Source organism: Parabacteroides sp. AF18-52, from assembly GCF_003479145.1.
GTDB classification, from domain to species: Bacteria; Bacteroidota; Bacteroidia; order Bacteroidales; family Tannerellaceae; genus Parabacteroides; species Parabacteroides faecis.
Genome location: NZ_QUGR01000028.1, coordinates 42,426 through 53,391, shown reverse-complemented (window position 1 = coordinate 53,391; position 10,966 = coordinate 42,426). Strand labels below are relative to the sequence as shown.

The 10,966-nt window shown below is 42.8% G+C and carries 7 protein-coding genes; all 7 read right to left on the bottom strand.

What is annotated here, in order from left to right:
* Positions 1–171: 171 nt before the first annotated feature.
* Positions 172–1,191, bottom strand: coding sequence for a Gfo/Idh/MocA family protein (locus DWX23_RS24205; protein ID WP_122376396.1), 1,020 nt, complete (start codon positions 1,189–1,191; stop codon positions 172–174).
* 382 nt (positions 1,192–1,573) lie between these two features.
* Positions 1,574–2,743 (bottom strand): DegT/DnrJ/EryC1/StrS aminotransferase family protein, encoded by a 1,170-nt coding sequence (locus tag DWX23_RS24200; RefSeq protein ID WP_199673383.1) that lies wholly within the window; start codon positions 2,741–2,743, stop codon positions 1,574–1,576.
* Positions 2,744–2,958: 215 nt separating this feature from the next.
* On the bottom strand, positions 2,959–4,998 hold the full coding sequence (gene metG, locus DWX23_RS24195) for a methionine--tRNA ligase (RefSeq protein WP_122376395.1): 2,040 nt from the start codon (positions 4,996–4,998) through the stop codon (positions 2,959–2,961).
* Between the two features lie 46 nt (positions 4,999–5,044).
* Positions 5,045–6,706 carry a PCMD domain-containing protein gene (locus DWX23_RS24190; protein WP_233587770.1) on the bottom strand — a complete coding sequence of 554 codons (1,662 nt, stop codon included), beginning with the start codon at positions 6,704–6,706 and terminating at the stop codon, positions 5,045–5,047.
* A gap of 5 nt (positions 6,707–6,711) precedes the next feature.
* Positions 6,712–7,455 carry an outer membrane beta-barrel protein gene (locus tag DWX23_RS24185; RefSeq protein WP_122376394.1) on the bottom strand — a complete coding sequence of 248 codons (744 nt, stop codon included), beginning with the start codon at positions 7,453–7,455 and terminating at the stop codon, positions 6,712–6,714.
* A 43-nt stretch (positions 7,456–7,498) separates the two neighbouring features.
* Entirely contained in the window at positions 7,499–9,610 is a 2,112-nt protein-coding gene (locus DWX23_RS24180) for a PCMD domain-containing protein (protein WP_122376393.1), read from the bottom strand.
* An 11-nt stretch (positions 9,611–9,621) separates the two neighbouring features.
* Positions 9,622–10,965: a DUF4493 domain-containing protein gene (locus tag DWX23_RS24175; RefSeq protein ID WP_199673381.1), complete on the bottom strand. Its 1,344-nt coding sequence runs from the start codon at positions 10,963–10,965 to the stop codon at positions 9,622–9,624.
* Position 10,966 lies beyond the last annotated feature (1 nt).

The window sequence follows — 10,966 nt, the reverse complement described above, 5'->3', positions numbered from 1 at the left end:
TTCGATTCTGACATAAGTTTACCGTGGTGTTTTGTCAACTTATTTCAGGACAGGACATCACAAACGTTTATTCGTTTGATATATATCAAACGAATAAAACACATATATGTTCTTTTCTTTTGATAATTGTAGACCTTTCATTCAATATATATCAAACGGATATTTGTATTGTTACTTTTGGGCATAGATACGTTGTATAATGTCCACAACTTTCATACCTTCCAATACGTTCGTTGTGATACATTCCGAACCGGAACCGGAAAGGACACGGACCACATTACGGATCACGAAGTTATGATTCTGAGCCGATCCTTTGTAAGGGCCGTAATCATTACCCGGATTGGTTGGAGCCAGCTCGGGCATCTCGTAATCCTTCACATGGCAATATTCCACTTCGTTCATATATTGCCCGCCAATCCTGACGCTACCGTTCTCGGCAACGATCAACATACTGCTTTCCATATTTTTGTCCCAAACGGAAGTCGAATAGCTCAGGCTGCCCATTCCTCCGTTTACAAAATTGAAGTTCACAAAACCTGAATCCTCAAAATCGGTCAGCTTCTCATGATTGAAATCAGCAAAACGAGCCTGGATATTACAGATATCGCCAAACAACCAGTACATGATATCAATAAAATGAGAGAACTGGGTAAAAAGTGTTCCGCCATCCAGTGCAGCATCACCATGCCAGCCACCGGGTTTATAATAACGCTCGTCACGGTTCCAGTAACAATTGAGTTGGACCATATATATTTTTCCCAGTTTACCGGAATCGATCATATCCTTGATCCATACCGAAGGAGGAGAATAACGGTTTTGCATCACACAGAATACCTGCTTACGATATTTCAGGGAAGCATACACAACCTTTTCTGCATCAGCCAATGTCAATGCCATCGGTTTCTCGACGACCACATTGCAACCTGCCTCTATTGCCTGCACGGCCATAGAAGCATGCAAACCGTTCGGCGTACAGATGTTAACGACATCTATATGAATGCCACTCTGTAACAGTTCCGTCAAATCTGCAAAGAAAGGCACAGCATAAGTATCTATTCCTAGTTCTTCACGAGGACGGATATCACACAAGGCTACCAGTTCAGCTCCCGGATCACGGGTTACCATCTCCGCATGGCGTTTCCCGATATGACCACAGCCGACTACCGCAAACTTTATTTTATTCTCTTTCATATTTTTATCCGCTTTGAATGTCTCAATAATTATCAGAATTGAGCTATCCTTTTATCAAAGTGACTTCGCTATTACCGGTTCATTTGCCGTCGGTTTTAACCGACGGTTTACAAGTTGTTTTTCTTTTTGGGCTTTAGCCACATTTCCCTCAAATAGAGAGACTGTTTCAAAATGGGACTAAAGTCCAAAAGATAGATCATTTACTAATCCGTCAGTTAAAACTGACGGCAAATGAACCTGTAACCAAGCATACCTTATTGATGACAGATAGCCGATAGACGGATAGACTCCTTTTTTTTATTTTTCTATATTCGATAGTGAAGCCTAACTGTCAACTGTCAACTGTCAACTGTCAACTGTCAACTGTCAACTGAAAAATGTTTCACATTTTTCTATCTTGTAATTCCTTTAATAATGTATCTATTATATATTCCAACTCTTTGCCTGTCATCTCCGTATGGATAGGCAAAGATAAAACACATTGACTTAAACGGGCGGCTTCATCCATATTTCCCGGCGTACGCGCCATCCATTTATAAGCTTCCTGTGCTTGTAATGGTAATGGGTAATAGACCATGGTCGGAATACCTTTTTCCTTTAACGATGCCTGTAAAGACTCCCGGTATTTTGCCGTATCCGTAACATCGCCAGACGGTTTCAACCGGACAGTATACTGATGGTACACATGGGTGGAAAAAGTACTTTTTCGCGGAAGAATCAACTGTCCGCATGAAGCTAGAGCTTCATCATATTTTGCAGCAACAGCCTGCCGGGCAGCGGTAAACTCATCTATGTGTTTCAACTTAACATCGAGAACGGCCGCATGCAATGTGTCCAGCCTTGAATTACACCCGATCAGTTTATGATGGTATTTACGTTCCTGCCCATGATTAGCAATCATACGGATACGCTTTGCCAGCTCTTCATCCGAAGTCATCAATGCTCCTCCATCGCCATAACAAGCTAACGGCTTGGACGGGAAAAACGAAGTCGTACCAATGATCCCCATCGTTCCTGTTTTTTTCACACGTCCATCCGGGAAAGTGTACTCCGCACCGATCGACTGGGCATTATCCTCCACCACATAAAGATGATACATTCCCGCGATCTTCAGGATCGGTTCCATATCACAGGACTGACCGAATAGATGAACGGCAATGATCGCCTTGGTGTTACGGGAGATGGATTCTTCTATTTTACGGGGATCGATATTATAAGTATGCGGATCGACATCCACCAGGACAGGAGTCAGGCCCAGCAATGCGATCACCTCGGCAGCGGCCACATAAGTGAACGCAGGGACGATCACCTCATCTCCCGGCTGCAACTTTAAAGCCATCAGGGCAATCTGAAGTGCATCCGTCCCGTTCCCACAAGGAACTACATAAGGAATATCCAGATATTTGGCCAAGTGGTCGCTAAACGCTTTCACCTGAGGTCCGTTGATGAAAACACTACTTTCAATAACTGTCTGCATAGCAGCGTCTATCTCCTCTTTCAGGCGATGGTACTGTCCTTGCAAATCGACCATTTGTATCTGTTTCTCAATCATCTTTTCTGTTATATTCCGCTTTTATCTTTTGAAGATTAAAACGTTCCGGTCATTCTTTTATTGTACGAAAGGTTGTTAACATTTTTCCTATGAGAGATAAGAGCTTAGGGACTCTCATCTATGAAAAAGCCGGGACTCTTACAGGTAAGAATACCGGCTTTCTTATCGTTCATATTCCCGGTACTCTTATACATCATAATACCGGAAAAATCATATTACTTTACTTCGCTACCCGGTTTCACTTCTTTCTCCGGGGTGATAACAGCCAGCTTACCGTCGAAGTCTTCAGCAGACAGGATCATACCTTCCGATACGATACCTTTCAGTTTACGTGGAGCCAGGTTTGCAATAAAACAAACTTGTTTACCTATCAGGTCTTCCGGAGCATAATGCTGGGCAATACCTGAAACGATCGTACGTTTTTCCAGACCGTCGTCGATGCGGAACTGCAACAACTTATCAGCCTTCGGCACTTTCGTACATTCCAGGATAGTACCTACACGGATATCCAGTTTTGTAAAATCATCAAACTCTATATTCTCACGGACCGGTTTCGCCTTATAATTCGCCTCTTCGTTCGCCTTCTTCGTATCCAGCAATTTCTGAACCTGGGCTTCGATCACACTGTCTTCAATCTTCTCAAACAACAATTCCGATTTACCTAGCTGATGACCGGCTTCGAGCAAGTCGGTCGCTCCCAGACGGTTCCAACCCAACGGTTCCACATTCAGCATCTTATTCAGTTTCTCCATACTGAACGGCAGGAACGGTTCGAAAGCGATAGCCAGGTTAGCAGTGATTTGTAAAGCTATGTTCATGATCGTAGCCACACGCGGCATATCCGTCTTTGCCAGCTTCCAGGGTTCTGTATCCGCCAGGTATTTATTACCGATACGGGCCAGATTCATGGCTTCTTTCTGGGCATCACGGAAATGATAGATATCCAGCAGACGTTCCACATTTGCTTTCACGTCCTCGAAATCCTTCAATGTCTGACGGTCATAATCTGTCAGTTCGCCTACAGCCGGTACTTTTCCGTCGAAATATTTCTCCGTAAGAACCAAAGCACGGTTCACAAAGTTACCCAGAATAGCGACCAGTTCGTTATTATTGCGTGCCTGGAAATCTTTCCAGGTAAAGTCATTGTCTTTTGTTTCCGGAGCATTGGCTGTCAATACATAACGCAATACATCCTGTTTGCCCGGCATATCCACCAGGTACTCATTCAACCACACCGCCCAGTTACGGGAAGTAGAGATCTTATCGCCTTCCAGATTCAGGAACTCATTGGCAGGAACATTCTCCGGCAGGTTGAAAGAACCTTCAGCCTTCAACATCGACGGGAATACGATACAATGGAATACGATGTTATCCTTTCCGATGAAATGTACCATCTTTGTTTCAGGATCTTTCCACCAGGTTTCCCAGCTATCCGGCAACAGCTCTTTCGTATTGGAGATATAACCGATCGGGGCATCGAACCACACATAAAGCACCTTGCCTTCTGCTCCTTCCACCGGGACAGGAATACCCCAGTCCAGGTCACGGCTTACGGCACGTGGCTGCAATCCCATATCCAACCAGCTCTTACACTGTCCGTATACGTTCGGCTTCCATTCCTTATGATCCTCCAGTATCCACTTACGTAGGAACGGTTCATGTTTATCCAGCGGCAGATACCAGTGTTTGGTTTCCTTCATAACCGGCTCACTGCCACTGATAGCAGACTTCGGATTGATCAGGTCTGTCGGGCTCAACGAAGTACCGCAGGCTTCACATTGGTCGCCATAAGCTTTTTCGTTACCGCAATGCGGGCATGTTCCGGTAATATAGCGGTCGGCAAGGAACTGTTTGGCTTCCTCGTCGTAATATTGTTCGCTGGTCTTCTCGATGAATTCGCCTTTTTCATACAGTGTCCGGAAGAAATCCGACGCTACCTGACGATGTGTAGGCGAAGTAGTACGGGAATAGATATCGAACGTGATGCCGAATTCCTCAAAAGACTTCTTGATGATACCATGAAAACGATCCACCACATCCTGCGGCGTTACTCCTTCTTTCTTAGCCCGGAGCGTAATAGGCACACCGTGCTCATCCGATCCTCCGATCATCAATACATCTTCTCCTTTCAGACGAAGGTAGCGGGCATATATATCGGCAGGCACATACACACCTGCCAGATGACCAATATGTACCGGACCATTCGCATACGGCAACGCCGTAGTTATCAGCGTTCTCTTAAAATGTTTTTCCATACCTTGTGTTCTCTTTTTGAGGGGCAAAGGTACGGAATTATTTGGTTTATTCGTATATTAATTCGAAATCATCTATCCAGAGGGTACTGCCTTCACCTCCGGTAAAATAATCTCCGTATTTACTGGAAGTAGCCACCAGGACCATATATTTCGGAGTACGATTGGTGTAGCGATAAGTAATGGGAAGCTCCACTTCCTGATAAGAAGAAGATTCCGTACCGTTTATCAGTTCTGTATATGCTATCACGTTTTTGTCATTCTTATCGAACAACTGACGGTTAGCCGGACGAGTCCGTATCTCCAGCGGAGCATCCCAATCCGTTAATGCCAAATAGATAAAACAGGAATCCGGACGTCCCAGCAAATGGGCGTAATCTCCATAGGATGCACTTGTCTTATCGATCGGTTTCGGATTGTATTTATAATGTATTTTCAGCTTTGTCGGAAAAGAGCTAAACGGACGGCCGAAACTAAGCACACCATCAGTGACATCGGTTCTGAGATAACTTCCGCTGAAAATGTTGCCGGCAGCAAACTTCACCAATACATATTTGGATTCGAGCTTGGCTGCACGTCCTTTTCCGTTACTGGTTTCTTCGGTAGGCATTGAGTTACTGTCGCCTCCTACCAGGGTAGCTCCTTTATTTCCGGTATCCCAGAAAGAAGTACCGCCATCGGCCCACGGATACCATAATTTCGGCTTTGCCGCATCCTGGCTCCATTCATCGAAGCTGCCGTTGGTTATCATTTCAGCCGATGCCGTTGTAAAATCAAGCGTAGCTCCGGCAGCCCCATTGATATTGGCACGGCATTGGTAAGCTGTTGCAGGAGTCAGGCCGGTTATATCGGCTGTAAAATTAGTACCGTCAACCTTGACGTTTGCAGTAGCAAGTTCAGTCCATTGCGCTGCATTTTTTTCTTTATACTCCACAGCAACGGAAGCACCACTCTGGATACCACCGCTTACAATAGCTTGCTTCGTCCGCGGAAAGACAGAGATATCCGAAGATGTGTTATCCGTGTAAAGTACATTGACTGTCCATTTTTCTGTCCGACCAAACGCTTTCACTTCAAATATGACCGGACGGGAAAAGTCTTTCACTTCCGTGGGTTCGGGGGTAGTAACGGCAACCGAACTCCCTAGCTGCATTGACTCCACTGTAATATTTTTCAACGACTGATCTTCGGTCACATACACAACAGCCTGCTTGTTTTTCACATCGAAAACGGCATCTCCTACCTGCTTAGACAGTTTTATACTACGGTTGAACACCTGTGTTACCGAAACAGTCCAAAGATAATCCTGGTAAGTTTTCAACATAATGTGTACCGGAGCAGAAAAGTCTATCCGGGTATCTGCTGACGACGGCACGCTATCCAAAGAAGGAAACCCTTTTTCCGGAAAAGCTTCCACATTGAGACATTTCAGGGTATCGGGAAAGACCGAAGCATCGTTCGTTACCTGCAAACGGGTAATGCGAAGTGCCTGTATATCTACCTGGTCGTTCACTTCGATGCTGACTGTCCGGTTGTTGTTCTGTATCTGCGGGTTCCCGCTCATTCCATCCACGGTAATGCCGGTGATCTGTCCCACCAGATAAGGATAGGGCACATCATTCTCTATACAACTGTTTAACAGGCAACAAGCCGCCATCAACAAAGACAAACGGCAACAACCGGTCATTTTTAAAAGTATATTTCTTTTCATGGCGATTAAAAATAATAGGTCATACCCAGGTTAATAGAAAAAAGATCGATCTTAAACTTAGCAGAAGTTTCCCGCCGTGACCCCTCGATTACTTTATTATGATCCTGTTCGATCCATTTGGAGTCGAAACCCATCACACCAACCGAAACTTCCACCGCCGCATTATTGGTAATGAAAGCGGTCATACCGGGAGCGATACCGACTTGCAAGTGTTTGATCTTTTCGTAGACGCCATCGAGTGTCTCACCTTCGCCGGAATAGGTCTTTCCCTGTCCGGCACCGAAAGTTACGCGAGCTTCATTGAACAGACCGAAACGTTTGCTGTTTCCCAGATTAATATATGTACGCACGAAACCTGTTCCGTAAATCATATGTTGTAAAAGGGAGGCGTTATTGATCTTAAACGAGAGGTCCTCATTCAGATCGATATCCAGGTTCCCTATATCAATATAATCGCGGGTATAGGAAAAACGGCCACCCACAGCAACATTATCCCGAATGAAATATCCGAAACTAGGACTGACACTGAATGAATAGTTCTTTCCTTCAACATTCTTCAGGATCAAGAACTTGTAATCGTCAGAACTGCTTTCTGTATAGGAAAAACTACCTCCCACCATCCACTGCCCTTTCGGGATAAAGGTAGATGATTGAATGCCCCGGTCTACTTGCTCACGTTTCTTCTTGGCTTGCAGGAAGAGAGGGAAGAGAAGGCTTATTGCTAATAAGATTGTTATTTTATTTTTCATGTTTGAGTTTGAAAGCCAAGTGCAAGGACTTGGCTTCGTATTTCTAATTTATTGGATCAAGTGATGGTATATAATCATACTTTAATTCAAAATCATCAAGCCACATTTCACTACTTGTACTACCAGTAAAATAGTCTCCATATTTACTAGCTGAGGTTACCACCAGAATATGAGTAGGAATAGCTTCTTTATCTCGATAAATTAATGGTACATCAAATTCTTCCCAATCATTATTTATTGATCCTTTACTCTGGCTCTCCGATATCTCACCATATGCTATTATATCCTTATTGTTTTCAGAAAAATCTATAAATGTGCTAATATCCGTATTATTAAGCAAATGGTATAATTCCTCAGATACTGGATTTGTCGTTTTTACTAAGGCTATATAAATGGCGCACTGATCCGGACTATCTTTAACTTGAGGTCCATTTTTCCCCTGATAATCAATCGTACCTGCTTTGTATTTATACCAACCGTGTAAAGAAGTTGGTCGCACTGTCCATTTACGACCAAAATTGATTTTAGCGCCGCTTGTTCCTATGGTTTCACCATATTTACCTATATATAGATTGCCCGCAGCAAATTGTCCAGCACTACCAATTCCTACAAACTGAGACTTTAAATAAGCCACTTTATTACCAAGTCCATCTGTACGTTTACCATCTGCTGATTGTGTAGGATTTTTATAAGCAAAAGCCGCTAATCCTGAAGATGTTCCATAATTACCTGAATCCCAAAATGCATCATGATTATTAGCTTCAGACTGAGTTCCAAGATAATAAGTTTCAAATTTTTTCCCTATATATTTGCCTGTATAAATCGACCAAGTTTCAAAATCACTATAAGGCAATTGAGCAATCTGCGCCGTTGTGAAGTCCTGAACAATTGAATTCGCAAATCTATATTCATAATCTTTTTCTGGTACGAGATTCTTCAGTACAGCCTGATAAACTCCATTGTTAACAGTTATATTTTCTGTTATTTTTTGCCATGTCGAACTATTTTTCTCTCGCCATTCAAAATAGACTTCCGATACATCAGGGTTACTAGCCCACGTTCCATATAGATAAACAAATCTACTCCAAGCATTAGCAGGAAGAGTTTCGACTAGATCTTCTTTTGTTGTAAAAGTCATAACATTTCCTTTCTCCATAAACATATATTCATAATCAGTACCAGCTTCTAAATTTTGTAATGAAGCTTGATAATTATATTCATCATTGTTTACTCTTATAGCAGGAGTTGATATCCATTGAGAAGCTGGCTCTGTCCTTTTTCTATAATAAAAGAATAATTTATCTATTGGCGCGTCTTTCCCAGATGGAGTTGAATAAAAACCTCTTAAGGTTGCTGTAAAAAATTCAAATTCAGCAGTTCGCGTTTGAACAATAATTTCTGGCAATACAATCCCAATATTTATATCTTGTGGGTTCTCCTCACCAAACTGAATCGTAACATTCGCTGCACCTTCAGAAGACTCTCCTTCTCCACCCTCCGTTGACTTCATAGAGATTTTGATCTTATAATATTCACACGCCTTCGCTTCTGCTATTTTCTTTAAAGAGATAGTCTGCCAGCTTCCCGCATTGTTTTTGAACATAAAATCAACAGAAAGGTCACCGGGAGTAATATATCCGGCACGCCCTTCTTCATCACTTGAAAAAGTGACACCTCCTACGACTGTTTTATATTCAGTTTGATAAGTATCCTTCAGATTCTGATCATATTCAACCGACACCTTGACAGTCGTCAGTTTACATTCTAGCTGAGCAGATCTTGTTTCACCGGCTATAACCTCTGCAGTAGTTTCTCCCCTATAAACAGGATTAAAACCATTTAACGTTTCGTTTCCGTTACTTGCTATAGCGACCAACTTATATTTTCCAGGTGCCAGTTCAATATCTCCAATAGATTCATTCGGAGCAAAATTATACTCTTTTGACCAATCTTTGTCAGATGAATTCTCCGTTATATTGGAGATAACCAAACGAATGTTCTTGATCTCCACATTCTCTTCAGCTTTTGTTATAACGGAAGTATTGGTAACAACATCAATCCGTATGAAACCATTACTGTTCACTTTTTCATCCGAATTGCAAGAGAACAAAGTGGTTAACAATGCTACTATTAAAAATAAACTATTTTTTTTCATTGCTTATTACATTATAATGAAAACTGTATAGATAGCGTCTTAGACACTTCCCGACCTTTTTTATCTACCACTTTCAAATGGAATTTATGAGGTCCGGGATCACCTAATTCAGAAAGAACACCCATAAACAGACTCACATCAAACAACTGGGATGTTTTTCCTGCAACAGGTTCATTTCCTAATAAACCTAAACTTTTTAAGCCTTCCTCATTCTTGCCCGGATTAGCCAAATCGAACGTTTTTTCCAATCCTACTGCACCTAGAAGCTCATCCGAAAGGATTGGTGAATCAATCGTCACGATCAAATTTGCAATACCAGCTTCTGCCGTAATATCGACTTGCACGGTTGTAGGATCGGTCAATGTACTTCCTAAATTAAATCCTCTTCCAACGATAGTAGGAGCCGCATAAGACGGTCCCGGGTCAGGAGTCGGATCGGGATCAGGATTTGGTGTTGGATCAGGATTAGGGGTCGGTTGATCGGGTGAAGGGATTGTTATGTCGACATCCTTACCATTCAGGGTCACATCGATCGTTATATCGAAATGACTATCTCCTCCAACATCGGGAGTATCCGGATTATCAGGGTTATTCGGATCGTCAGGATTGTCCGGATTATCGGGGGTATTCGGATTATCCGGAGTTCCGGGATTAGCAGGAATTGTATCTTTAATACCCAGATTGATCTCGAATTTATCTTCCGGTTTCAACGAACTTCCATCCTTACTCGCCATGCTCTGAGCTTTGTAAACTTCAGTTCCATTCTTTGTGGTGGCACGGACAGCAATCAACATCGATGGAGCCGTACGAAAGTAAGCCACTCCATTCACATCCTTGTTCATTGTCAATACACCCGTACCATTCGTGAAGGTAACGGCATAATTATCCTCTACCTCACTCAGGAAACTCTCATCATAGTTGACATTCACAACAACACTATTCAGCTTGCAGGTATCTTTCAAGTTTGTTACCTCTCCGGCATTCACCGAAAACTCTTTTTCACTGAAATAATACGGTTTATTTATAGAGGCCTCTTCCTCATCCCCGGCATAAGAAGCGGAACGTACCTTATAAGTACCCACCGGCAATTCAATAACACTACCTGCTTCCTGAAGCTGAGTATAAGAATCGTATTCGCGAACAACTTCTCCATTTGTATTCACGATCTGAACAGTATATTGGTCGACCACATTTTCAGCACGGGTCGCTGTCTCTTTCGACAACAGATCCAAAGAAAAACCGCCTACAGCTTCTACGTCCGTCTTACCCGGCATGCGGTTCCGTAATTCATCCCGCATTTCGCAAGAAACTGTTCCCAGAAGACAAATACCCAAAAACAGCCTACTTATAAACATT